This is a genomic window from Sphingobacterium sp. UBA3519, from assembly GCF_002377215.1.
Taxonomy (GTDB): Bacteria; Bacteroidota; Bacteroidia; order Sphingobacteriales; family Sphingobacteriaceae; genus Sphingobacterium; species Sphingobacterium multivorum.
In genome coordinates this window covers 195,472-222,184 of record NZ_DFPI01000024.1, presented here as the reverse complement: position 1 = coordinate 222,184, position 26,713 = coordinate 195,472, and the positions used below count along the sequence as shown (strand labels likewise).

The window sequence follows — 26,713 nt, the reverse complement described above, 5'->3', positions numbered from 1 at the left end:
TTTTCTTTCATATTTAAAAAAATAAATGTTTATTTGACACTAATTGTTTTTTCAAGGCGAACTTCAGAAAGGGGGAGATTGAAAAATAAGGCGTTAGAGACAATTATAAGTTATAAACCAAATTCAACAAAAATGAATAAATCGTATGTCATTGGGGTGGACTATGGAAGTGATTCGGTCCGTTCGGTATTGGTTGATGCTAACAATGGCGAGGAGATAGCTTCTTCCGTATTTTACTACCCGCGTTGGAAAAGAGGGGCGTATTGTGATGCTGCTTTAAGTCAGTTTAGGCAACACCCCTTGGATTATATCGAAGGCTTAGAAGCAACAATAAAAGATTGTTTGCTCAAATCGGAAATCGACAATATTGGCGCAGCTGTAAAAGCAATTTCCGTGGATACGACGGGATCCACTCCAGTTGCCGTAAACGCAGCCGGGGTTCCATTGGCGTTGTTGGACGAGTTTAAAGACAACCCCAATGCCATGTTTGTTTTATGGAAAGATCATACAGCCGTTAGAGAGGCCAAAGAAATTAACCTGCACAATCAAAATAGTTCGGTGGATTATCTGAAGTATGTAGGCGGTGTATACTCTTCGGAATGGTTCTGGGCCAAATTACTCCATGTATTTCGGGCTGATGAAAAGGTCCGTGCCGCCACCTATAGCTGGGTGGAGCATTGTGATTATATTCCTTTTCTATTGACTGGAGGAACACAGGTATCTGCTATGAAGCGTGGGGTTTGTTCAGCGGGTCATAAATCACTTTGGGCTGAAGAATTTGACGGCCTACCTCCAAATTCTTTCTTTTCAACACTTGACCCATTGTTGGATGGTTTGGTTGATCGCCTGTTTTCAGAAACCTACACTGCTGATCAATCTGCAGGTCAGCTTTCGGAAGAATGGGCGCAACGATTAGGTCTTACAACATCAGTTGTTGTTGGTGTAGGTGCATTTGACTGCCACATGGGTGCAGTTGGAGGACAAATTGAGCCCTATTATCTGAGTAAGGTGATGGGGACATCAACCTGTGATATGTTAGTTGCTCCAAAAGAGGAGGTACAGCATACGTTGGTCAGGGGAATCTGTGGTCAGGTAGACGGTTCCATTATACCAGGAATGATAGGTATGGAAGCTGGTCAGTCGGCATTTGGAGATGCTTACGCCTGGCTGAAACAGGTGTTGCTATGGCCAACGAAAAATTTGATACAAGATGTTGAAGAGATCGATGAACGAACGCGCGAACAATTGATCGCAGCGTTGGAAGAGAAACTATTGGTCAGTCTAAGTGAGCAGGCGGCATTACTTCCCGTAACAGAAACATCCGAATTAGCTTTAGATTGGCTCAATGGCCGCCGAACTCCGGATGCGGATCAATCCTTGAAAGGGGCGATCACAGGCTTACACCTCGGAACAGATGCGCCGCGGATCTTCAGAGCGATTGTCGAAGCGACCTGTTTCGGTGCAAAGGCTATTGTTGACCGTTTCGTGGAGCAGGGTATTCCTGTAAAAGGCTTAATCGGTTTAGGCGGAGTTGCAAAAAAATCACCTTTTATTATGCAAATGATGGCCAATGTGATGAATATGCCTATTCGTATTCATAAAAGTGAACAGACTTGTGCCATTGGCGCAGCCATGTTTGCCGCAACAGCAGCTGGTTTATATAACCGGGTCGAGGATGCCATGAAGGCAATGGGGCAAGGTTTTGAACGGACTTATATCCCTGAGGAAAAATGGGTGTCCATTTATGCCGAGCGTTATGAACATTACAAAGCGCTGGGTGCTTTTGTCGAAGGAAAGGAATCGCTCGCCATTACTGTTTAACCATTCAAATTTTAATCATGTATAATTCAATTAAAGAAGAAGCCTACCATTGCAATATGCAATTGCCCCAGCTGGGATTGGTGCTTTTTACATTTGGAAATGTGAGTGTTGTTGACCGTCACCATGAAGTTTTTGCCATTAAACCCAGTGGGGTCCCTTATGAGGAGCTTACACCGGAACATATGGTGATTGTAGATTTTGATGGTCATGTGGTTGAGGGTAATCTTCGGCCATCATCAGATACGAAAACCCATGCCCTATTGTATAAACAGTGGAAAGAGATTGGCGGTATAACACATACACACTCCACCTATGCGACAGCATGGGCACAGGCACAGCGGGATATTCCCATTTTTGGAACGACACATGCCGATCATTTGACCGTCGATATTCCTTGTGCCCCACCAATGCACGATGAGATGATCGCCGGAAACTACGAACATGAAACGGGGTTTCAAATTATCAATCACTTTGTCGAAAATAAGCTGGACTATAAAGAAGTGGAAATGATTCTGGTTGGCAACCACGCGCCGTTTGCTTGGGGTAAAACCGGAATAAAGTCTGTCTATAACAGTGCGGTGTTGGAACAGGTGGCGAAAATGGCTTGGTTGACAGAACAGATCAACCCGAATGCACCTCGATTAAAGTCTGCGCTGGTCAAAAAGCATTACGAGCGGAAGCATGGGGCCAATGCCTATTATGGTCAATAATTTTAATAAAAAATCTATAGCAAAAACTACAATTTACATGAATATCAATTTAAAAGAGCTTGAAGTCTGGTTTGTCGTGGGAAGCCAAGACCTTTATGGTGAAGAGACCTTGCGACAAGTGGCCCTACATGCTGAAGAAATAGCCCATTATTTAGATACCCAAGCGGTGATTCCGGTAGCGGTAAAATATAAACCGATCGTAAAAAATACAGACGAGATTTATGCAACATTGGCAGCCGCCAATAGTGAAAAAAATTGTATTGGGGTCATTACTTGGATGCATACCTTTTCACCTGCAAAGATGTGGATCCGAGGATTAAAAGCGTTGCAAAAGCCATTGTTGCATCTGCATACGCAGTACAACCAGGATATCCCGTGGCATAGTATCGATATGGATTTTATGAACCTTAACCAAAGTGCGCATGGGGATCGTGAATTTGGACATATCGTTAGCCGCTTAAAAATAGCGCGTAAAGTCGTCACTGGCCATTGGCAAGATGCGGAAGTATTGGAACGGATTAATGTTTGGGCGCGTGCAGCCGCAGGCTGGCATGACTGGCAAGGAGCCAAATTTGCACGCTTCGGTGACAATATGCGTTATGTGGCTGTTACAGATGGCGATAAAGTGGAGGCAGAGTCGCAATTTGGTTTCGCTGTAAACACCTATGCCATTGGGGATCTAGTGGAGGTGATTAATGCGAGCACTGAAGCGGAAATCGCGGCATTATTAGCAGAGTACGAAGCAACTTATGAGCTAGCCGAAAATGTGAAAGCTGGCGGTGAATATCGTGCTAACCTCATCGAAGCTGCTAAGATAGAAATTGGCCTACGGAAGTTTTTGGAACAAGGAGACTTTAAAGGTTTTACGGATACTTTTGAGGATCTGCATGGCATGGTACAACTTCCGGGCCTGGCGGTACAGCGTTTAATGGCTGAGGGGTATGGTTTTGCCGGTGAAGGGGATTGGAAGACGCCGGCTTTGGTGCGTGCTTGCAAAGTAATGGGAGCAGGATTACCGGGTACGACGGCATTTATGGAAGACTACACCTATCATTTTGATCCGCAGAATCCCATGGTACTTGGCTCACACATGTTGGAAGTGGACCCCGCATTGGCAATTGGAAAACCACGAATAGAAGTGCATCCACTAGGCATTGGCGGCAAGGCAGATCCTGCTCGCTTGGTTTTTAATGGCCAAAGTGGTGATGCATTGAATGCTTCTTTGGTCGATATGGGAACGCGTTTCCGTTTGATCGTGAACAAAGTACAAGGTGTTGCTGTAGAAGAAGAACTCCCTAAACTTCCTGTCGCACGGGTGTTATGGAAACCGCTGCCCGATATGAAAACAGGTTGCAGTGCCTGGATTGTGGCTGGGGGTGCGCACCATACTGCCTACAGTTTGAGCTTAACACCCGAATACCTGGAAGATTTTGCACGTATGGCGGGTTTAGAATATGTATTGATCGACGAGGACACTACGGTAGCAAGACTCGAAGACCAATTGAAATGGAATGAACTCTATTATTTACTGGGTAAATAATAACCTAAGCCATTTATACCTGTTCTTCGCGGTATAAATGGCTTATTGATAATAACCAATTTGGGAAATATGGAAAAATTTGCAACGGTAGATTACATCATCTTCGTAATTTACTTCTTTATTGTAGCCGGCTATGGCTATTGGATTTATCGTAAAAAGACGAATAGTTTAAGCAGCAGCAAGGACTACTTTCTGGCAGAAGGATCACTGACCTGGTGGGCCATAGGCTCTTCATTGATCGCATCGAATATTTCTGCTGAACAGTTTATTGGCATGAGCGGCAATGGATTTGAGGTTGGTATTGCTGTAGCTGCTTACGAGCTCATTGCTGCGGTAGCGTTAATTATTGTTGCGGTTTGGTTTATTCCGGTCTATCTGAAAAACAAGATTTTCACGATGCCTCAGTTTTTGAACAACCGATACAATGAAACGACGAGTCTCATCATGGCAATCTTCTGGTTGTTTTTGTATGTTTTTGTCAATCTGACATCTATCCTGTATCTCGGTGCAATTGCCATTTCGAGTATGGCCGGAGGTGGCGACAGCTTCCACACCATTACAGTTGCTTTAGCCGTATTTGCCGTCATCATTACGCTGGGGGGAATGCGTGTTATTGGTTTTACAGATGTTATTCAGGTTGTTGTATTAATTATTGGTGGTATAGCGACCACCTATGTGGCATTGACCTTGGTCAGTGAACATTTTGGTTTGGGACAAGACGCCTTGGCTGGATTCAATAAATTGATGGAAGATTCGCCGGAGCATTTTAACCTATTTGTCGATAAACCAGGGCCAGGAGCTAGTCAGGAAGATATCAATAAGTATCTGATGCTGCCTGGAATAGGAATGTACCTTGCCGGAATCTGGATTGTCAACCTAAATTACTGGGGTTGTAATCAATACATCACACAACGCGCTTTGGGAGCCGATCTAAAGACTGCACGCACAGGGATTCTTTTTGCGGGATTTCTAAAATTGTTTATGCCAATTATCGTTATGCTTCCAGGGATAGCCGCTTATGTGCTATACAAAAATGGTGCGTTACAACACGAAATGGCTCCTGGAGGAGTGTTTCACGCCGATAATGCATATTCAGCGATATTGGGCTATCTGCCCAATGGAATGAAAGGGCTTGCGCTGGCGGCGCTTACAGCGGCTATTGTGGCCGGATTGGCCGGAAAGGCCAATAGTATCGCAACGATCTTTACATTGGATATCTTTAAAAAATACATCAATAAAGATGCGGGCGAAGCAAAAATGGTGTGGGTTGGAAAGATAACCATCGTGATCTCTATTCTACTTTCTGTTTTGTTTACCTGGAATGATGCGCTGGGCATCGGTGGTGCCGGCGGATTTACTTTTATCCAAAAATATACAGGCTTCATCAGCCCAGGTGTTTTTGCGATGTTTTTGCTAGGAATGTTTTGGAAAAGGACGACAGGTGCAGCCGCCATTACAGGCCTTGTTACGGGATTTGCGTTGTCTATATTTTTCAATGAGTTTGCAACAAAGGTTTTCGGACCAGAGACATGGATCTATACGGCATATCTCAACAAAGCGGGCGTTTATGAAATACCATTCCAGATATGTATGGGACTCGCATTTGTATTTACAATGATTGCTATGATTGCTGTGAGCTTATTTGGACCAAAGGTTAATCCAAAAGCTTTTGTATTGGATCGGTCGATGTTTAAAGTAGAACCATCCGTATTGGCATTAATTGTTGTGACTTTATTGTTGGTGACCGCTATCTACGTGCGTTTTTGGTAGAATGTTGCCATTTGAATAATTAAAAAATTATGAACCATTCCTAATGAAAATTAGGAAGCCTCCATCAGACCGATGGGGTAAAACTTAATTACAGATGAATAAGAAAATTATTATTGGTTTGTTGACTTGTGCTTCATTGGCTTATGGCTGCCAATCTTCATCAACTCAAAATAAGCAAGCAGCAACGATGGCTGATTCTACTTCCAGCCCTGCTTTCGACAGTCAGATTGATGGTAAAGAAGTTAAACTGTTCCAGCTCAAGAACGACAAACTCGCCATTACGTTGACAAATTATGGTGCACGTCTGGTGAGTTTAAAAGTCCCGGATAAGAACGGTAAAGCGACTGATGTGATTTTGGGCTATGATTCGGCCAAAGAATACAAGGATAACTATAATAATTTTTACGGCGCCATTGTAGGGCGTTATGGTAACCGGATCGGGAAAGCATCATTTAAACTGAATGGTGAGGTGTATACGTTGGAAAAGAATGATGGCGAGAACTCACTTCATGGCGGTACCAATGGCGTTTACAATAAGGTGTGGGATGTTGTTAGTAGCACTAATACATCAATCACATTAGCCTATACCTCACCTGATAAAGAAGCGGGGTATCCAGGAACGGTCAAGATGGAGGTTACCTACACCCTGGAGGACAATGGTGCTTTGGCCATAGCCTATCAGGCGACAACAGATAAAGAGACGGTCTTAAATCTGACCAACCATGCGTATTTTAACCTCAATGGAGCCGGAGATTCTTCTATTTTGGATCATGAACTTCAGATTGATGCAAAGGCAATTACCGAAGTTGATAATACCTTGATCCCAACAGGAAAGAGCTTGCCTGTCGCGGGCACCGCATTCGATTTTACCAAACCGACACGCATTGGCGCTCGTATTGAAGATCAAAATGCTCAACTGAAGATTGGAAAGGGCTATGACCATAATTTTGAACTCAACAAGAAGGATGGTTTCCAGAAGGTCGCACAGGTGTATGCTACCAAGACAGGTATTGAAATGGACATCTACACAACCGAACCAGGCTTGCAGTTTTACAGCGGTAATTTTATGAAGGATTCGGATCCTAAAGGGAAAGAGGGAAAAGTGTATCCATTCCGTTCTGCCTTCTGCTTGGAGACACAACATTTTCCAGATGCACCAAATCACCCCAGTTTTGCGTCAACGGTGTTAAAACCTGGCGAAAAATATAGTTCAAAGACAACCTATCAATTTAGTGTGAAATAATAAAATCGATATGATGAAGCTAAGATTAAAATTAGGCGTTGTTTTTACGCTGGCCACTGGATTACTGTATGGACAGAGTAGTGTAAGATTGGAAACACCACAGCAGGAGCAGATTATAAGTCGACATATCTATGGACATTTTGCCGAACATTTGGGACGCTGTATTTATGATGGATTTTATGTCGGTGAGAAAAATGATTCGATTCCCCATGCTGACGGCGTCCGGAAAGATATCATCGAAGCTCTTAAGAAGTTGAATATTCCCAATTTGCGTTGGCCAGGAGGATGTTTTGCCGATACGTATCATTGGAAGGATGGCGTTGGCCCCAAAGCCCAGCGTCCTGCTATCGTAAACAATTGGTGGGGCGGCGTGACAGAGGATAACTCTTTTGGTACACACGATTTTCTCAATATGTGTGAATTGTTGGGTGCAGAGCCTTATCTGGCGGGAAATGTGGGGAGCGGTGAGGTGCAGGAACTTGCCGACTGGGTTCAATATGTGAATTTTAAAGGCGAGAGCCCCATGTCGGATTGGCGACGAAAAAATGGTCGGCAAGAGCCTTGGAAGGTGAAATTCTGGGGCGTAGGAAATGAAGCCTGGGGCTGTGGCGGAAATATGACTGCCGATTACTATACAGACATCTACCGCAAATACGCCACGTTTATGTCGGACTGGACCAATGGAAGCGGTTTGTATCGAATCGCCTCGGGAGCCAATAGTGCCGATTATAATTGGACGGAGACTTTGATGAAGAAAATTCCAAGTGGTTTGATGAAAGGCATGGGACTTCATCACTATGCCGTGATCAACTGGGACGACAAGGGCTCTGCAACGCAATATTCGGAGGAGGAGTATTTTAAAACCATGAAATCAGCTTGGTTTATGAATGAGCTCGTGGAAAAGAATATCGCCATCATGGACAAATATGATCCGAAAGGACTGGTGGATCTGATCGTAGACGAATGGGGCGGCTGGTATGCGGTAGAACCTGGCACGAATCCGGGCTTTCTCTACCAACAAAATACCATGCGTGATGCCATGATTGCAGGAATGACACTCAATATCTTTAACAATCATGCTCGCCGGGTGAAGATGGCCAATCTTGCCCAAGCCGTGAATGTATTGCAAGCTGTTATCCTGACAGAAGGAAAGAATATGATTTTGACGCCGACTTATCATGTGATGGAAATGTATAAGGTACATCAGGATGCCAAGTTAATTCCTATTTCCCTTCAATCAACGGATTTTGAATTTAACCAAGAAAAAATTCCGGCCGTGTCGGTTTCAGCCTCTCAAGATCAGCAAGGTCGTACACATATCTCCTTAGTAAATATTGATCCGAAAAAGAATAATAAGGTAAAGGTAGATTTGGGTTCGGTGAAAGCTGGAAAAGTAACAGGTCGAATACTTACCGCGGACAACCTACGCGATTATAATTCCTTTAAGAAACCCGCAACAATTGCACCTGTTGTGTACAATAAGGCAAAGGTTGTAAATGGTACAATTGAAGTGGACATTCCTGCATTTTCAGTTATTGTATTGGAATTAATATAACAGCTAATTTTGATAGGGTTGTCATGTCGTGTTACCCTATTTGTGCTGTTAAAGCTGGTGTAAAACCTGAAATAATAAATTATTGTTGAAAAAATAAATATAGGGATGAAAAGAGTACTGTCAACACTGTTACTGTTAGCGAGCTTGGGCTCTTCAGCATTGGCGCAGTCACCGATAACATTAAATGTTGCGTTGGATAAACCTACAGGCAACATATCGCCGCATATGTGGGGCGTCTTTTTTGAAGATATCAATCTTGGTGCCGATGGGGGAATCTATGCAGAATTGGTAAAGAATAGATCATTTGAGTTTGATCAGCCTTGGATGGGCTGGAAAAAGCTCGAAAATGGTCCTGAGGGAAGCTACCTGCTACTAAACGATGGCAAACGTAAAGGGAACAAACGTTATTTAAGGATACATAGTGCAGCTAACCTGAAATTAGGTCTACAAAATGAAGGCTTTAGAGGAATGGGAGTGAAAGCGGGTGCAGCATATGAGTTCTCAGTACAATACCAAAGTGCAGCTAAAGGAATGAAAATCCATGTTGAACTGCTCGATCAACAGAATAAAGTTATTGGAACAGCTGAACTTCCGCTTGAATCCGTCGGATCATGGTCTGAAGCTGCAGTCAAATTTCCTGCCAACCAAACGACAGATAAAGCCAAATTAAATGTGTGGTTTACAGGGACAGGTACGTTAGACGTCGATATGCTTTCGTTATTTCCAGTAGACACCTGGAAAGGTAGACCGAAGGGTTTACGTAAAGATATGGTTCAGATGCTTGCCGATATGAAACCCGGCTTTATCCGTTTTCCTGGCGGCTGTATTGTTGAAGGGAGAGATTTGGCCAATCGGTTTCAATGGAAAAAAACGGTTGGACCAATAACGGAAAGGGAATTGATTATCAACCGCTGGAATACCGAGTTTAGCCATCGTCTGACACCTGATTATTTTCAGACCTTCGGTTTAGGATTTTATGAATACTTTTTGCTGGCGGAAGATATTGGCGCATCTCCGGTGCCAATTCTCAATTGCGGTATGGCCTGCCAATTTAATACCGGTGAAGTGGTACCCTTAGATGAGTTAGATACATATGTTCAAGACGCTTTGGATCTGATTGAATTTGCTAACGGCACAACAGCTACAAAATGGGGAAAATTACGAGCGGATATGGGGCATCCTGAGCCTTTCCACCTCAGCATGTTGGGCGTTGGAAATGAAAATTGGGGCCCGCAATATATCGAGCGGTTAACCGTCTTCAAGAAAGCGTTAAACGAGAAACATCCGGAGATCAAAATTATCGCCAGTTCGGGTACCGATCCCGAAGGAGATCGTTTTGACTTCTTAGATGATAAACTGCGGGCGATGAATATCGATATCATTGATGAACATTATTACCGCCCACCATCCTGGTTTCTGTCGAGCGCCAATCGTTATGATAATTACCCTAGAAATGGGGTGAAAATCTTCGCAGGGGAATACGCTTCGCATACCACACGACCAAACGGTCCTGGCAAAAGTACCTGGGAGGCGGCCCTCTCGGAAGCCGCTTTCATGACGGGCCTGGAACGAAATGGCGACGTAGTGGAAATGGCATCTTACGCGCCATTATTCGGTCATGTCGAAGGCTGGCAGTGGTCACCTGATTTAATTTGGGTGGATAACTTGCAGGTATATGGAACACCGAGCTACCACGTGCAAAAATTATATGCGACCAATAAAGGGACAAGTATTGTTCCGATCAAACGGGATGGTGAATTCGTAGCGGGCAAAGATAGCCTATATGCTTCTGCAGTATTTGATGCCGTTGCGCAACAGCTTATCGTGAAAGTCGTCAATTACAATAGTAAGCCGATGAAAGTGAACCTTGCCATAAATTCGAAGAAAAAGCCTGCTGCGACAGCAGAGAAAATCACCTTGGCCAACGCCAACTTAAACCAGAGTAACAGTATCGAGGAACCATTGAATATCCGTCCAAAGCAAAATACAATAACTTATAAGGGGAAGACAATTGTTGAAACATTTGAACCTTACTCCTTGACCTTGATAAAATTGACCGTAAAATAAGATGAATATCCGCATACTCATTTTTACAACCCTGATGCTATTTGTGCATAACTTGTTTGCACAGGTGAAGGAATCGGATCTGGCTGCTTACCTCATGGTTTATTTTAAGGATGAAAGCCATGGTCTGTATGTTGCTGTCAGTCAGGATGGCTATTCTTTCACCGATATCAATAAAGGAAAACCGATCATTGCTGGTGATAGCATTGCACAGCAGAAAGGTATTCGCGATCCCTATATCATGCGTGGAAAAGATGGTTATTTTTATATGGTCATGACAGATTTACATATCTACGCAAAAAAGCAGGGTTATAGAAATACGGAATGGGAGCGTGACGGAGTTGCATTTGGATGGGGTAACAACCGGGGTATTGTCTTAATGAAATCGCCTGATTTAATTCACTGGAAGCATACGGAGCTCTACTTGGAGAAAGCCTTTAAGGCTGGGAAAATGTTGGCGCCTTTTGGGCTCCCGAACTCATCTATGATGATCGGAATGGTAAAATGATGATCTATTTTACGATGCGGTTTGGCAATGGACTGAATCAGCTCTACTATGCCTACTTAAATAAGGAGTTCACAGCATTTGAATCAGAACCACAGCTTTTGTTTCAATACCCCAAATCAAATAAAAATTATATCGATGGCGATATGCCGAAGGTGGGGAATAAATACCATCTTTTTTATGTTGCCCATGATGGTGTTCCAGGCATTAAGCAAGCTGTTTCAGACCACCCGAATGGACCCTATCAGTATGATGATCGTTTCTATGACCCTGAGCCAGAAGCCTGTGAAGCTCCGAATGTGTGGAAAAGGATAGGGGAAGAAAAATGGGTGTTAATGTATGATATCTATGGGATATCACCACATAATTTTGGCTTCAGTGAAACCACAGATTTTAAAAATTTTGTTGATCTGGGACACTTTAATGCAGGTAAAATGAAATCTACTAATTTCACTTCGCCCAAACATGGTGCTGTCATCCCAATAACAAAGCAAGAGTTGCAGCGATTAGCAAAGCATTGGCAGTTTGATTTGTCTTTCCCAAAAAAATAGAAGCGCGTTAGCGCTGATCTTCGTACCTTATTGCCTTTATATGGCAATAAGGTACTTAACCAAATAAATTGCTAGTGAATTTCAGCTTAATACCGAGTTGAAAATTATGGATTGTTTTGAAGATCTCTTTAATTGTCGCCTTTTCGATATTGGTTAAGCTATCGATAGGTACATAATTGTTGGGCGCCAGTTTAGCGATACGGATCTGGTTGGCCTGATTTTTTAAACGGATCGACATCAGGTAATAATAGGATTGATTTAATTCCTCGTACTGTTCTTGTGTGAAGATGCCCAATTCAAGGAGCTGTTTCAACCTACCACCGGTATTTTCTTCATAAATTCTGTTTTGCAGTGCGTAAACCCGGACTAAGTCAACAATGGGTGTCATCGCTTTCTTGATATTGAAGACTTCAGAAGAACCTATTGTTTGCGTTTTTATTGCCTTGAAAAATGTGAGCGGCGGTTCATATTGCAGCGCATTCTTTGCAATGAACGTAAAAAAACGCTCGTTGGGTTTTTGTAGCTCAATATTGAGAAATTCTTTGAGTTGATCAATAATGCCCTGGTCACCATATAATCGCCTACAGTCGAAGAAGGTCGAAAATTTAATCGCATTCTCGGGGATGCTCTCTTCAATCCATTTCTTGTAATTTTTCTTCCAATGCGACAGCGAATGTGTCCATTCGGGATTACTGGCCATATATCCACCGGTACAGTAGCTAAAACCGATGGTATTGAGATGATCCGACACGCGACTGGCAAAATTGAGGAAATACGCGCGTACGAGCTCCCGTTGTTCGTTTGCTTTATCTTCATAAATAATGGCGTTATCTTGGTCGGTCATTAGCGTTTGTTCTTTCCTTCCTTCGCTGCCCGTTACCATAAACACAAATTTGGCGGGTGGCTCGCCCATTTCCCCGATCACTTTTTCAATTACTTTAAGGGCAATACTGTCGGCAACGGTCGTGATGACCTGGTTCGCAATCTCGGCATTTACACCTCTACCGAGCAATTGGTGAATAATCTCAGGAACATTATTCCATTTTTCACGCAATTCATCCAATGTTTCTGCGAGTTTAACCGATTGAATAAATACGAGAGGAGACTGCCCTTGTTCACTCAATAACCGATTTCGGCTAAGGAAGCCGATATAATTGCCTGCCTTCTCAACAAGGAGATATCTTGATTTCGTACGGAACATCATCAGTACAGCTTCGTAAAGATAGGCCTGATCGGAAATACTGACAATGGGGTTATCCATAACCTGCGCGATAGATTGTGTTGCCGGAATCTGCTGGGCCACGACATTGTCTCTTAAGGTAATATCGGTTGCATAGCCGAGAATCTGCTCCTCCTTTTTAATAAATATGCAGCTTACCTTGTGTTTCGCCATGGTCTGTGCAGCCTCAAAGATGGGGGTATCGGGTGTACAGGATACGATATCTTTATAGGTAATATGCTCAATTTTGCGCGAATAGAGTTGGTCTGCCGCAAAGTAGCTTTCCTCAAAGGAAGCTGGCGACTTCACAAAATGAGAAAACTCCTCATCTAACATTCTTTTTCCAAAGGAATTGGTGAAAAAATGGAAAAACTCTTCATTCGCATTACACAACTCAATAAAGTCTTTTCGGGGTAAACGATAAATAATTGTACCTTTTTTCGCAATAACAGACTTGAGTGCTTTTGTTCGGTTTAATAAGACTGATATTCCACCAAAACAATACGGCTTATGGTGTATTTCGACCAATCGTTTATTATCGGAAACATCCAGAAAGAACGTTTCATATTCACCTTCGAGGATTAAATCAACACCATCCATATCCGTAATGTTCTGCCGATAAACTAAGGTATCTTTGGAAAAACGATGTTCATTGAATCTGTCGACGATACTCAATTGTAGGGTTTCGGGCAGAATTTGAAATGGCTGAGTCGATTTCAGTAGGCGTGGTATAGCGTCGGGGTTTTTCATGGAAGTTACATTAACAGATGTTTTCGAATTCAGCTTGCTGATTTTGTATGTCCTGCTCGGATAATTCATCTTTTCGAATCATTTCAAAATAACATTTAGCGGTAATCTCGGCATCTTTTTCTGCATTATGCATTTCGGTCGCTGGACTCGAAAATAGCGTTTCATGTAGCGATGAAAGTGGAAGATGTACCATATTCGGATTCCGAACGTATTTTTTGCTATGCAACAAGGTGCAAAAATATGCTAAGTTATGAAATGGAATAGCCAAGTTGGATCGATAGAATTCGGCTGCTAATACCTGCAGGTCGAATGATAGAAAATGGCCGATTAACTGCGGCTTATATTTTTTGATGTCATGACTGAATTTCCGTAATACGTCTTTTTTCTTCTCACCATATTTCATTAGAAAAGGTGGTGTCAATCCATGAATCTGTTCGGATGCAGGGCTAATTGGTATTAACGGCTCGTAAATATATTTATTGGTTCGTTTAACTTCCTGTTGGTCTTCGTCATAGATGATCCAGGCCAATTGTAAAATATGGGGCCAATTGTCACTGTCCATATAACTCTTGTTCCATTTTTTCGGTAAACCAGATGTTTCCGTATCTAAGAATAGCAAATATTTTTTCAATGAATTGTCGGTAATTAATAATTAAAAGTAATCAAAATTTGTTGCAGGATAACGGGCCGTATCGAAATAATTTAGCTATAGCGTAACTATTTTGTCGTTACAACATAACAGTGCATAACAGTTCCTTTTCTAAAATCATTTACTTTAGCTATGTAATACCTAAATACATAGCTAATGAATGCTGTTTTCGGAGTAATCTTCCATTTTATAGGCGGTTTTGCGTCTGGAAGTTTTTATGTGCCCTATAAAAAGGTGAAAGGTTGGTCCTGGGAATCCATGTGGATTTTGGGCGGACTTTTTTCGTGGATCATTATACCTCCCATCGCGGCCATGCTCACGATACCCAATTTTATGGCGATTATTAAAGAGACCAATAATTCCATTTTAAGTTATACTTTTTTGTTTGGTATGCTTTGGGGGATAGGCGGTCTGACTTATGGTCTTGGTGTGCGTTACCTCGGCGTATCGTTGGGAAGTAGTATTATTTTGGGACTCAGCATGGTATTTGGCTCCTTGATGCCTAGCATTTATTATTTTTTCAATCGGGCCGAGGGTAAACACGGGATCGATTACTTCTTTACGACACAGCCGGGTGTTTGCATTCTCATTGGACTGTTGGTCTGCTTGGTCGGAGTCTATCTATGTGGTAAGGCTGGTATGTCCAAAGAAAAACACCTGTCAACATTATCAGCCGAAAGTAAATCGGATTACAACTTCGGTTTAGGTATCGTGGTAGCGATTGTCTCGGGTATACTAAGTGCCTGCTTCAATTTTGGTATAGAGTCTGGGAAACCCATGGCGGACGTGAGCAATGCGCTATGGAAGGCTGCTAACCCCAATAAGGGAGAATTTCTCTATCAAAATAATGTAACCTATATCGTAATTCTGTGGGGTGGCTTTATGACGAATTTTATTTGGTGTCTTTATCTGCTCATCAAGAATAAGTCTTTTAAAGATTATACGAAACCAGCAGTGCCGAAGTTGCGGAATTTTCTTTTATGTGCTATCGCTGGGACAACCTGGTATCTCCAATTTTTCTTTTATGGTATGGGGGAAAGCCGGCTGGGTAATGGCGCTAGTTCCTGGATATTACATATGGCTTTCATCATTCTTATTTCAAATGCCTGGGGTGTTGTATTAAAAGAATGGCGAGGGGTAGAACGTTTGACCTATCGTTCCATTATTGCTGGGATTATCACAATTATCATTTCCATTTGCATGCTAGGCTTTGCAAGGACATTAGAAAATTAATACTTAAACTATATAGAAGAGGTGAAAATGTACAAACATGTCAATTACTTATGGGACGATGAGAAAGCACGTACACTAGGCGGTGATGAAGTGGCTTTATTATTATATCGTTCGAATATTTTAGGCGCGGATTTAAGAATCACAAATTATGGTGGGGGCAATACCTCCTGTAAAGTTGTTGAAAAAGATCCATTGACCGGAGCGGATGTGGAAGTGATGTGGATAAAGGGCTCAGGCGGAGATATTGGGACGCTTAAGAAATCGGGATTGGCAGCACTCTATCTTCAACGGCTGCGCAGTTTAGAGCAGGTCTACCAAGGTTTGGAACACGAAGATGAAATGGTTGAACTATTTAACCATTGTATTTACGATCTGGATTCTAAAGCACCCTCTATTGATACGCCATTACATGGGTTTTTACCATTTAAACATATTGATCACTTGCATCCCGATGCAGCCATTGCTATTGCCGCTGCAAAAGATGGGAAGAAGATTACACAAGAATTGTTTAATGGCGCCATCGGCTGGGTAGATTGGCAGCGGCCAGGGTTTGATCTGGGCCTCAAGTTAAGAGCCTGTTTAGCAGAAAATCCGGGTATTCGGGGTATTATGTTGGGATCACATGGCTTGTTTACATGGGGAGACACCGCACATGAATGTTATGTGAATTCATTGGATGCAATAGAGACCTGTGCAGCTTATCTTGAAGAAAATTATAAGACCAAAAAATCTGTTTTTGGAGGACAAAAAGAAACCAGTCTGGAGCGAAGTCAACGCAGTTCACAAGCGGCTAAATTAGCCCCTCTTCTTCGGGGATTTTGTTCAAGTGAAAGACATATGGTCGGCCATTTTACCGATGATGAGGATGTGCTGGAATTTATCAATTCTAACGATCTCGCACGCCTGGCTCCATTGGGGACGAGCTGTCCAGACCACTTTTTACGGACAAAGATTCAGCCTTTGGTACTGAACCTGGATAAAAATGAAAATTTAGATAACGTCGAAGAGCTCAAAGTCAAATTAACACCTTTATTTGAACAGTATCGGGATATGTACACCCACTACTATGAAAGTTGTAAGCACGATAATAGTCCCGCTATCCGCGATAGAAATCCGGTAATCATTTTATACCCAGGCGTCGGCATGTTTTCCTTTGCAAAAGATAAACAAACGGCACGTGTAGCGGCAGAGTTTTATATCAATGCGATCCATGTCATGAAGGGTGCAGAGGCTGTTAGTGAGTATACGGCTTTGCCGCGTCAGGAGGCTTTCAATATCGAATATTGGTTACTTGAGGAGGCTAAATTGCAGCGTATGCCCAAACCAAAAGCACTTTCCGGAAAGATTGCTTTGGTGACGGGAAGTGGTGGTGGAATCGGAAAAGCGATAGCCAAGAAAATGGCACAGGAAGGGGCCGTCGTTGTGCTGAACGATATTAATGCTGAACGTTTGGCGGAGTGCGAGCAAGAATTCGTGGCACAATTTGGCCAAGATGCAGTGATCTCCGTCCTGCTGGATGTGACCGAAGAAGAACAGATCCAAGAAGCGTTGTATAAAACTGTTTTAGCCTTTGGCGGGATAGACATCATTGTCAATAACGCCGGATTATCGATTTCTAAATCGATCGAGGACCATACCCAACAAGATTGGGACCTATTGTATGATGTATTGGTTAAAGGACAATTTTTGGTTACCCAAGCCATCACACCAATTTTAAAGGGACAGAACATAGGTGGTGATATCTTAAATATAGTCAGCAAAAATGCATTTGTTAGTGGTCCGAATAATGTCGGTTATGGGAGTGCAAAAGGTGCGCAACTGCACTTAAGTAGATTGTGTGCCGCAGAGCTTGGGCCATTCAAAATCCGTGTCAATGTCGTTAATCCCGATGCGGTGATTTCCGACAGCAATATTTGGGCTGGGGGCTGGGCCGAGGGTCGCGCAAAGGCTTATGGCATTCAGATCGAGGAACTGCCTACATTTTACGCGAAGCGGACCTTGTTGAATGAAGTGATTCTACCGGAGGATATTGCAAATGCCTGTTTTTGTTTTGTAGGTGGTTTGCTCTCGAAATCTACAGGTAATATACTCAATGTAGACGGTGGCGTAGCAATGGCATTTGTGCGCTAATTTCGCTATCTTCGGTATTGTGTTTTCAATAAGATCAAGAAACCACAATACCCTATTTTAATAAACCGAAAACAGTACTATTATGATTTTAGACAAGTGTGCTATCGCCGCACATAATGACCAATTGCAGGAGAGGCACCAGCGAGCCTTTGATTTTGTTTCTCACGAGATTGTACAAAAAGAAGAAATTTTAGAAAAACTACAAAAATTCCAGATTGCTATACCAAGCTGGGCATTGGGTACAGGTGGAACGCGGTTTGGCCGTTTCTCCGGTGCAGGTGAACCGGCAACACTGGAGCAGAAAATTGCGGATGTCGGCCTGTTGCATGCATTGAATGGATCGAGTGATGCTATATCATTGCATATTCCCTGGGATATTCCTAATGATGCTGAAGCGTTGAAGCAGTACGCAGCAAGTTTTGGAATTCACTTTGATGCGATGAATTCAAATACATTTCAGGATCAGGTCGGGCAGGAGCACAGCTATAAATTTGGGTCTTTGCATCACGTTGATCCACGCGTACGCCAACAGGCTATTGATCATAATATAGAAGTTATCGACTTTGGGAAGCAATTGGGATCAACATGCTTGTCGGTATGGCTGGCTGATGGTTCATCATTCCCTGGGCAGCTGAATTTTAGACAGGCCTTTGAAAATACCCTTGCTAGCCTACAGGAAATCTATACGCATCTACCTATAGACTGGAGCCTGTTTATTGAATATAAGGCATTTGAACCTTATTTCTATTCGACGACCATTGGCGATTGGGGGCAGTCTTTACTTTTAGCAAATAAGCTAGGTCCGCAGGCATTTACCTTGGTAGATCTAGGGCATCATCTACCGAATACAAACATTGAACAAATCGTATCGCTGCTGTTAATGGAAGGGAAATTGGGCGGCTTTCATTTTAATGATAGCAAATATGGCGACGACGATCTGACGGCAGGTTGTATGAAACCTTATCAATTGTTTTTGATATTCAGTGAATTGATTGATGGGATGGACGCGCGAGGAATGGCGCATGAATCGGCTTTAGGTTGGATGATTGACGCTTCGCATAATCTGAAAGACCCATTAGTCGATTTACTACAATCGGTAGAAGCCATTAAAATAGCCTATGCGCAAGCCTTGCTTATCGATCGCAAATCGCTTCGCGAAGCGCAAGCTCAAAACGATGTGGTCGCTGCTCAGGAGATTTTACAACAGGCATTTCGAACAGATGTAAGACCATTGCTTGCTGAAGCCAGACGACGCAGCGGTGCGGCATTGGATCCCATAGGGCTATTTAGGAAACTGGCGTTACGAGATAGACTGGTGGAAGAAAGGGGTAAAAACAGCGTTGCTACAGGCCTCTAAAAGATACACGACATGGAAAACAAAAGTATACCTGTCGTAGCCGTATTTGATGTTGGGAAAACGAATAAAAAACTTCTTTTATTTGATAAAAACTATAGCGTGCTATGGCAACGATCTGCTCGATTTTTAGAAACTGTCGATGAAGGTGGGGATCCCTGTGAAAATCTTGAAAGCCTCCGTTTGTCGATTTTTGATGCCTTGCATGAAGTACTCCGGCGGGACGAATATGATATTCAGGCAATCAACTTTGCAGCCTATGGGGCTAGCTTGGTTTACATTGATGCACAGGGCAAACCTTTGACTCCCTTATACAGCTATCTCAAAGATTTTCCTGCGGATATACAGCAACAGTTATATGACGCATATGGCGGTGTTGTCGCATTTTCATTGGCAACGGCATCACCATCACTGGGTAGTCTGAATTCAGGCTTACAGCTCTTGCGTCTGAAGCGTGAAAAACCTGACTTATTTGGGCAACTTGCCTATGCGGTACACTTACCTCAATATTTAAGCTTTTTGGTTTCAGGCAAGTTGTGTACAGATTTGACTAGCATCGGCTGCCATACTGCACTTTGGGACTTTAAACAGCATCATTATCATCAATGGGTAGAAGACGAGGGCCTCGTTGGAGCTTTCCCGCCAATTGTTTCGGGCGATACAGCCTTTAAAAGTACGTTTCTAGGTAAATCATATTGGGTTGGAACGGGGTTGCATGATAGTTCCGCGGCACTTATTCCTTATTTAATGAGTAATAAAGAACCCTTTGTTTTAATTTCTACAGGCACCTGGTGCATTTCATTAAACCCATTTGCGTCGATCGATTTGACAATAGAGGAGCTGCAACAGGATTGTTTGTTCTATCTTTCCTATCGCGGTACTCCCGTAAAAGCCTCCCGTTTATTTGCAGGGTATGAACATGAAATTCAATCAAAGCGTATTGCTGATTTCTTTGCGGTGGCCACGGCCAAATTTAGAACACTTGAAATCGACTGGGACATTATCGCGGCTTTGACAGCGCTTGATCTTCCGAAAGCAATAAATTTGAAATCTTTTGAAGCTATTGATCTGCATCGTTATCCAGATTATCAAACTGCTTACCATAGCTTAGTCTACTGTCTGGTCAAGGCACAGGTGACTGCCACCCAACTTGTTCTTCGCTGTACAGGGGCTAAACGGATATTTGTCGATGGTGGATTTAGCCGAAATCAGATCTTTATGAGTTTGATTGCGCGTGAATTTCCAGCTATGGAGGTATTTGCTGCAGCGATGCCACAAGCAACAGCCTTGGGTGCTGCACTGTTGATGCACCAGCATTGGAACGCAGCAGAGATCCCACAAAACTTGGTGGAATTAAAATTATTTAAGCCACATCCTATTTCGTAAATGATTTTAGAACAGGATAGTACGGTACAGCTGTTCAGTTTGTTTTCTATTACTTCGATATAGAATTATAAACAGATTAAACCAAATTAAATTAAACCTCTAATCAGAATGGAAAGTAAATTAAAACATTACTCATTAATTCTTTGCGTGGCAATGATGATGGGAATGCCGTTTGCGTTAGTTGCTCAGGTGACCAAGATTATACAGGGTCATGTGGTGGGTAGCAAGAGCGGGCGACCTATCGCTGGAGCTTCGATTAAAGAAGTCGGTGGTAAAAATGCTAGTTCAACAAATGAAAATGGTGATTTTACCCTTTCTGTCGCGAGCAACAAAGTTGTTCTTTCAATCCAATATGTAGGGTACATCGCAAAAAATATGGAAGGGACTGTGGGGATCCCACTTCGTGTTGAACTGCAGGAAGACAACACTGTACTGGATGAAGTTGTTGTCGTTGCTTATGGTGCGGCGAAAAAAAAGGATCTGACAGGATCCGTATCCACAATCGACAATAAAGCATTGAATATGCAGTCAAATTCGACTGTCAGTAGGGCCTTGGAAGGGGCTGCTCCCGGTATTCAGGTGTCGGCAGTGGATGGACAGCCAGGTATCGACATGGGAATTCGCGTGCGCGGTATAGGCTCGGCGAGTCAGAATACCTCAAACGCGCTGGTCGTCATTGATGGTGTTCCCGCACAAAATGATAACCCGCTCGCCACCTTAAATCCAAAAGATATCCAGAGTGTTTCTATCTTGAAGGATGCGGCATCGACGGCTCTGTACGGCGCTAGAGGGGCCAACGGCGTCGTATTGGTGACGACAAAAAAAGGCGTGTCAGGGCAACCTCGCATTTCATTTGAAGGAAAGCTCGGTGTCAATCAGGTGGGACCATATCAATTCGATAAAATCTCCAATCCGAAGGATATTTATGAATTCGCCTGGCTCTCTGTGTACAACTCTGTACGCTATGGAGTGGATGGTACCGGTATTTCAAAAAGATATACGACAAATGTACAGAATCCGAATATGTCGCACGAACAGGCTGCTGAATTTGCCAGTTCGCACCTATTTGACTACATCGGATCTACGACTAAATTTCAACGAAACAGCTTAGGTAACTGGATGTTGTATGATGTGCCGGGAGCGATCTATACACCCTCAGGCACAGGAGCTGATGCGAGTTCAACCATGAGTGGCGCATACCTCGTCAATACAGATGGTAAATTGAACCCTGGAGCTCGCCTGTTATACAGCGACAGATATGATGATTATCTACTGGAGAATAGATTACGACAAGATTATGATCTATCGGCCTCCGGTGGTAACGATAAAGTAAATTATTTCCTTTCAGGTGGGTACTTGGAAGACCCATCTTATATTCGGGGATCTTCCTTCAAACGCTATAATGGACGTGCCAATTTTGATGCGCAATTGAATGCCTGGCTAAAATTGGGTGCTAATATTGGCTACTCCAATCGGACCACACAATCGCCGGCGACACGCTTCGGCCGTAATCCCGGTAGTTCTACAGCCAACGTGTTCCGGTTTATCAATGGACAGAATCCTTTGGTGCAGCTCTATGCACGCGATAAAAATGGCGCCCTGATTGATGACAATGGGAAAAATAAAGTGCATGTACTTGCCGGAGATACCTACTCTCCACTGGGGTTAACATCGGCTGCACTATCTTCTACCAATGTTTTGACGGTGCTGGACAATGATTTGGATCAACGTGTATCGGATGATTGGACAACACGGGTCTATGGGCAGGCCAAATTCCTGAAGGACTTTACGTTTACAGCAAATGTCTCGATGGATAAGTTTAATGAGATGCGTACACGTTACTGGAACAGCGAATCGGGACAGGCAGCAGGCATTGGAGCCTTTGGTAAGACCGCATCCAATACAACGATTTTAAACCTGCAACAATTACTGAATTATTCGAAAACAATAGGTTTACACAATATAGAGGCGCTTTTGGGGCATGAATATGATTCATTCAAGAACGAGCAGCTCAATTACCGCTCATCTTATGCATTGATTGATGATTTTGCATCTTATATCAACTTTGTCGGACGTTATGACGGTGGAACATTCCCAAATCCGGGGGGCGGTGAGGATAAACGTACCATGGAAAGTTATTTTTCCCGGGTCAATTACAACTACAACGACAGGTACTTTTTTCAAGGATCTGTCCGTCGGGATGGCTCGTCAAAATTCAAGTTGAAAGATAAACGCTGGGGTACGTTCTGGTCCGTTGGTGGCGGTTGGCGTATCGACAGTGAGCAATTTATGGAAAGTAGCAAAGGCTGGCTCGACCTCCTAAAAATACGCGGTAGTTATGGTGTAATCGGTAATCAGAATGGAATATCCAACTATTCGGGATACCAAACATGGAGTTACGCCGCCACGTATACACAGACGACAAATGGAACGGGTATACCCGCAAATATCACCTTAAATCAAAATGCATATGTCAATGACCAATTAACCTGGGAAAACATACATACATTAGATGGTGGTATTGATTTTAGCTTCTTTGGACGAGTACGTGGATCACTCGATTATTATAACCGCGTCACGGTAAATGCCATCTGGAATCAGCCTATTGCTATATCCAAGGGACAGTCTTCCATTGCGACGAACTCCGCAAAAATCGGAAATAAAGGTTTTGAAATCGACCTATCAGTAGACATCATCAAGAAACCTGATTTCAACTGGACAGTATCGACAAACGGAACACATTATACCACTAAGCTGAAAGCTGTACCAAATGGTGTCGGTTCAGATGCTTTGGGAGGAAATTGGACCGCAGGTACCGATGCTTGGGCTGCCGCAGGAACAAGTGCTGTAGCAAATATTACCTATTTACGTGGAGTCAACAAAGATTTCTTTAACCTCTATATGTTGAAATATGGCGGTGTGGACCAAAATACGGGTTTACCACTTTACTACCATCAAATTAGCAAAGCCGATGTTGACGCAGGTACTTATCCCGGATATAAAGAGGGCGAAAGTATAACAACCACAGACTATTCAAAAGCTAGCCGCTACGAAATGGGGAGCGCGTTACCTAAATGGATAGGCGGATTTAGTACTTCCCTACGTTACAAGAATTTTGACCTGTATTTGGCATTGGCTTACCAATTGGGCGGAAAGTTTTTTAGTACGGAGTACGGAAACAATTTGTATGTAAGTGAAGATCCTGGAAAAGCGCTTTCATCGGAACTCATCGGTAATACCTGGACACCGAACAACACGGGTGCAAAATTCCCTATGGTGATGTATGGTAATACCTATGGCAATGGCGCAACTACAGGAAGCTGGCTCTACAGTGATTTGGGCTTATTCAGTGCTTCCTATCTCAATTTTAAAAATGTGACGATCGGTTATACTTTGCCAGAAAGTATCTTGTCAAAAATGAAAATCAAGCGACTTCGAATATTCGCTTCAGGTGATAATCTTTTTATGAAAACAGCCCATTCAGGAATAGATCCACGTCAGTCTCTTGTTGGTGGATTTGAAGTGGCGGCATATTCTTATCCGACCATGAGAACATTCTCCGGTGGTGTAAGTTTGGAATTTTAATGTTTAAAAAATCAGTTATGAAAAAGATATTTTTATGTGCATTGGCGGTGACATTATTGTTTTCTTGTAGTAAGGAATTGGACATTGCACCCCCAAATAGTATCACGGATGAACAGATCCGGAAACTACTCGAAAGTGGTGACGAGAAGAAAATTCAGGCTGTATTGGGCGGTATGGCGAACAATATGCCTAAACTGGTCAACTTTGGGGCATTATCATCCGAGTCACGTTATGGAAGTAACCAGGGATTTGATGTGATGCGGAACCTCGAAGGCAATGATATTGTTTTCGGCAATAGATTGCTTAATATATTTGGCTCCGACGAGTATAATCTGCTGGATTTTATTTCAGATGCTTCAGACAAGAATACCCCGTATTGGAATTATGCCTGGAATATGGTCAATACAGCAAATAAAATGTTGAACTACCTTAATCCAGAGACTGTCGGCACGAATAAAAAATTACAGGAATACAAAGGCCGCGGACTGATATTACGTGCCTACGCCTATAATTACCTGATGGAAAACTATCAAAATGCCTACCAGCAGGGAGGAAAAGCAAAATTAGGCATGCCGCTTTATGATACCTATTCCCCGGTTCAGGAAAGCAAGGCCCGATCTACTGCGGATGAGACCTATGCTTTTATCAAAAACGATATCAATGAAGCGATTCGGCTTTTTAAAGAAGCGGGAATTGGCTATACAACTGACCCATCCGATTTTGATCTTGGTGTAGCCTACTTTATGCAGGCAAAAGTGTCGTTATGGACGGGTGACTGGAACACGACGATAAGCGCCAGCAACGAAATACTGACCAAGTATCCAACGTTAATGAGCCAGGCAACCTATGGTGCCACGAATAAAGGAACCCAGGCGGCGCCTGAAATGAGACCCGAGCAAAATGGTTTTCTTAATATTACCATTAACCCTGAAGTGTTGTTTGGTTTTGCGCTTGGAGAAGCCGTTACCGTACACAATTGGTGGATGAACCCTTTCGCCGAAGGAAACGGCGGAATTGGGCAAGGTTTCCAGCGGATTGACAATCGGCTGTATGCCAAAATTGATAACCGGGACTATCGAATGGGTTGCTTTATGGCATCGGATTGGGGAGATTATACTTACCCGACCAATGGTGATAAACGAACTATTCCGATGTATACCAATCTCAAGTTTGCCGCCACCCATGGCTTGGGAAGTGACGATAAGAAGAATGTTGGACGAGTAAGTTGTTATTATATGCGCAGTTCGGAGGTATTATTGATGAAAGCTGAAGCGCAGGCACAGAATAAAGATGACCAAAGTGCGAAACAAACGTTAAACACCTTATTGGCTGCACGAACGAAAGTTGGGCAGACCACATTGACCTGTGACAACTATACTTCCATGCAGGGTTTATCGACCTTGGAGATGGTGCAATTTCAAACGCGGTTGGAGCTCTGGGGTGAGGGAGGACGTGAATTCTATAACAATAAACGCTGGAACATTGCTGTCGGTCGTGCTGGATCAGCCATACATGTGGATAAATCAACTTATCCTGTTAGTAAAATGACGCTACAGATACCTTTGGATGAAATGTTATATAATAATAAGATGGTTCAGAATTAAATGAGCCAACAGATTTAATGATTTCATTTCGTAAAAGTACCAGGAAGGATTATAATCGTCTTTGCTGGTACTTCCCCAAAAATACAGGATAGTTCAGGATACAACTGTAGCTGATCTTGTGTATTTTCAAGTACTATAGATTACTTCGACAAAACCTAAAATTTAATGATATGAAGAACCAATTGACTGAAGAACAGATAGCCTTTTACCAAGAAAATGGTTACATCGTTATAGAAGATTTTTTAAATCCCGAGGAGCTTGAAACCTGGCGTACAATTGTATTTGAAGCTGTAGAGCAGCGTGCAGGTCAGAAAATGCCCGGAAAGGAAGCTAAAGTTGGCGAAGATGATGGTATCAATAAGGATGCAGACTACTTTGGAAAAGTGTTTGATCAATTGTTAAACCTTTGGCAGACCAGCGAACAGGTGAAGGAGCTGATGGTCGATCAGCGGATTGGAGAAATGGCGGCAAAGCTGGCCGGTGTTGACGGTATCCGTATCTGGCATGACCAAGCGCTATTTAAACGTCCATTTGCGAATCCTACTGCCTGGCATCTGGATACGCCTTTTTGGTCATTTGCCGATCGAAACGCACTTTCCATATGGATTGCACTCGATGACTCCACACTGGAAAATGGTTGCATGTATTTTGTTCCGAAATCGTATAAGCAGACCGGATTTGAGAATTTGGGTATCGGAAAAAATATGGGGACAATTTTCGAACACTATCCCGAGCTTGCACGGGTAAATCCGGTGGCTACACCGCTCAAAGCCGGAAGTTGTACTTTCCATAATGGATTGACGATTCATGGGGCAGGACCTAACATGACCAACGGGTTTAGAAGAGCTATGACCTGTGCTTACATGCCTGACGGAAATGTATTCAATGGACAGGCGAATATTTTACCGGAAGATTATCGCGCAACTTTAGCGGTAGGGGATCTGTTGAATAATGACGAACAAAATCCGCTAATCTACCATGCAGGATGGTAAAACTTGATTTTTTTTATCCACGCTGGGGAAATGAGCATGTTGCATGGGAAGA

At 43.0% G+C, this 26,713-nt stretch carries 18 protein-coding genes; 16 read left to right on the top strand and 2 right to left on the bottom strand.

What is annotated here, in order from left to right; translation table 11 throughout:
- Positions 1–132 precede the first annotated feature (132 nt).
- The 9 genes from B3297_RS13515 to B3297_RS13475 all read left to right on the top strand — a co-directional run bounded on the left by B3297_RS13515 (position 133) and on the right by B3297_RS13475 (position 11,759).
- Positions 133–1,821, top strand: coding sequence for a ribulokinase (locus tag B3297_RS13515; protein WP_286779033.1), 1,689 nt, complete (start codon positions 133–135; stop codon positions 1,819–1,821).
- Positions 1,822–1,838: 17 nt separating this feature from the next.
- Positions 1,839–2,531, top strand: a complete 693-nt coding sequence (locus B3297_RS13510) for an L-ribulose-5-phosphate 4-epimerase (protein WP_070570140.1) — start codon at positions 1,839–1,841, stop codon at positions 2,529–2,531.
- 37 nt (positions 2,532–2,568) lie between these two features.
- Positions 2,569–4,071, top strand: a complete 1,503-nt coding sequence (araA, locus tag B3297_RS13505) for an L-arabinose isomerase (protein ID WP_070570341.1) — start codon at positions 2,569–2,571, stop codon at positions 4,069–4,071.
- A gap of 69 nt (positions 4,072–4,140) precedes the next feature.
- Positions 4,141–5,841 carry a sodium:solute symporter family transporter gene (locus B3297_RS13500; protein ID WP_070570138.1) on the top strand — a complete coding sequence of 567 codons (1,701 nt, stop codon included), beginning with the start codon at positions 4,141–4,143 and terminating at the stop codon, positions 5,839–5,841.
- Positions 5,842–5,935: 94 nt separating this feature from the next.
- Positions 5,936–7,084 (top strand): aldose epimerase family protein, encoded by a 1,149-nt coding sequence (locus B3297_RS13495; RefSeq protein WP_112374964.1) that lies wholly within the window; start codon positions 5,936–5,938, stop codon positions 7,082–7,084.
- 10 nt (positions 7,085–7,094) lie between these two features.
- Positions 7,095–8,639, top strand: coding sequence for an alpha-N-arabinofuranosidase (locus B3297_RS13490; protein WP_236560294.1), 1,545 nt, complete (start codon positions 7,095–7,097; stop codon positions 8,637–8,639).
- A 105-nt stretch (positions 8,640–8,744) separates the two neighbouring features.
- On the top strand, positions 8,745–10,706 hold the full coding sequence (locus B3297_RS13485; RefSeq protein ID WP_115046533.1) for an alpha-L-arabinofuranosidase C-terminal domain-containing protein: 1,962 nt from the start codon (positions 8,745–8,747) through the stop codon (positions 10,704–10,706).
- Position 10,707: 1 nt separating this feature from the next.
- Positions 10,708–11,211, top strand: coding sequence for a hypothetical protein (locus B3297_RS13480; RefSeq protein WP_286727391.1), 504 nt, complete (start codon positions 10,708–10,710; stop codon positions 11,209–11,211).
- Positions 11,208–11,759 carry a hypothetical protein gene (locus B3297_RS13475; RefSeq protein ID WP_147281985.1) on the top strand — a complete coding sequence of 184 codons (552 nt, stop codon included), beginning with the start codon at positions 11,208–11,210 and terminating at the stop codon, positions 11,757–11,759. Before B3297_RS13480 ends, B3297_RS13475 begins: the two co-directional genes overlap by 4 nt.
- A 55-nt stretch (positions 11,760–11,814) precedes the next feature.
- On the opposite strand, the gene B3297_RS13470 is transcribed toward B3297_RS13475, so the two are convergent.
- Both B3297_RS13470 and B3297_RS13465 read right to left on the bottom strand, forming a co-directional pair.
- Complete coding sequence (locus tag B3297_RS13470; protein ID WP_070570129.1) at positions 11,815–13,728, bottom strand: DUF294 nucleotidyltransferase-like domain-containing protein; 1,914 nt, start codon at positions 13,726–13,728, stop codon at positions 11,815–11,817.
- Positions 13,729–13,738: 10 nt separating this feature from the next.
- The gene (locus tag B3297_RS13465; protein WP_172462409.1) at positions 13,739–14,359 is read right to left on the bottom strand and encodes a 3'-5' exonuclease; all 621 of its coding nucleotides are present in this window, start codon (positions 14,357–14,359) and stop codon (positions 13,739–13,741) included.
- A 174-nt stretch (positions 14,360–14,533) separates the two neighbouring features.
- On the opposite strand from B3297_RS13465, the gene rhaT reads away from it, so the two are divergent.
- The 7 genes from rhaT (at position 14,534) to B3297_RS13430 (ending at position 26,661) form a co-directional block, all read left to right on the top strand.
- Entirely contained in the window at positions 14,534–15,610 is a 1,077-nt protein-coding gene (gene rhaT / locus B3297_RS13460; protein WP_286767707.1) for an L-rhamnose/proton symporter RhaT, read from the top strand.
- Positions 15,611–15,637: 27 nt separating this feature from the next.
- Positions 15,638–17,740: a bifunctional aldolase/short-chain dehydrogenase gene (locus B3297_RS13455; protein WP_286779032.1), complete on the top strand. Its 2,103-nt coding sequence runs from the start codon at positions 15,638–15,640 to the stop codon at positions 17,738–17,740.
- Positions 17,741–17,822: 82 nt separating this feature from the next.
- Complete coding sequence (locus B3297_RS13450) at positions 17,823–19,097, top strand: TIM barrel protein (protein WP_286767709.1); 1,275 nt, start codon at positions 17,823–17,825, stop codon at positions 19,095–19,097.
- 12 nt (positions 19,098–19,109) lie between these two features.
- Positions 19,110–20,480, top strand: coding sequence for an FGGY-family carbohydrate kinase (locus B3297_RS13445; protein ID WP_286779031.1), 1,371 nt, complete (start codon positions 19,110–19,112; stop codon positions 20,478–20,480).
- 108 nt (positions 20,481–20,588) lie between these two features.
- Entirely contained in the window at positions 20,589–24,065 is a 3,477-nt protein-coding gene (locus tag B3297_RS13440; protein ID WP_286779030.1) for a SusC/RagA family TonB-linked outer membrane protein, read from the top strand.
- Between the two features lie 17 nt (positions 24,066–24,082).
- On the top strand, positions 24,083–25,669 hold the full coding sequence (locus B3297_RS13435) for a RagB/SusD family nutrient uptake outer membrane protein (protein WP_286779029.1): 1,587 nt from the start codon (positions 24,083–24,085) through the stop codon (positions 25,667–25,669).
- A 170-nt stretch (positions 25,670–25,839) separates the two neighbouring features.
- Positions 25,840–26,661 (top strand): phytanoyl-CoA dioxygenase family protein, encoded by an 822-nt coding sequence (locus B3297_RS13430; RefSeq protein WP_286779028.1) that lies wholly within the window; start codon positions 25,840–25,842, stop codon positions 26,659–26,661.
- The last annotated feature ends 52 nt before the right edge of the window (positions 26,662–26,713 follow it).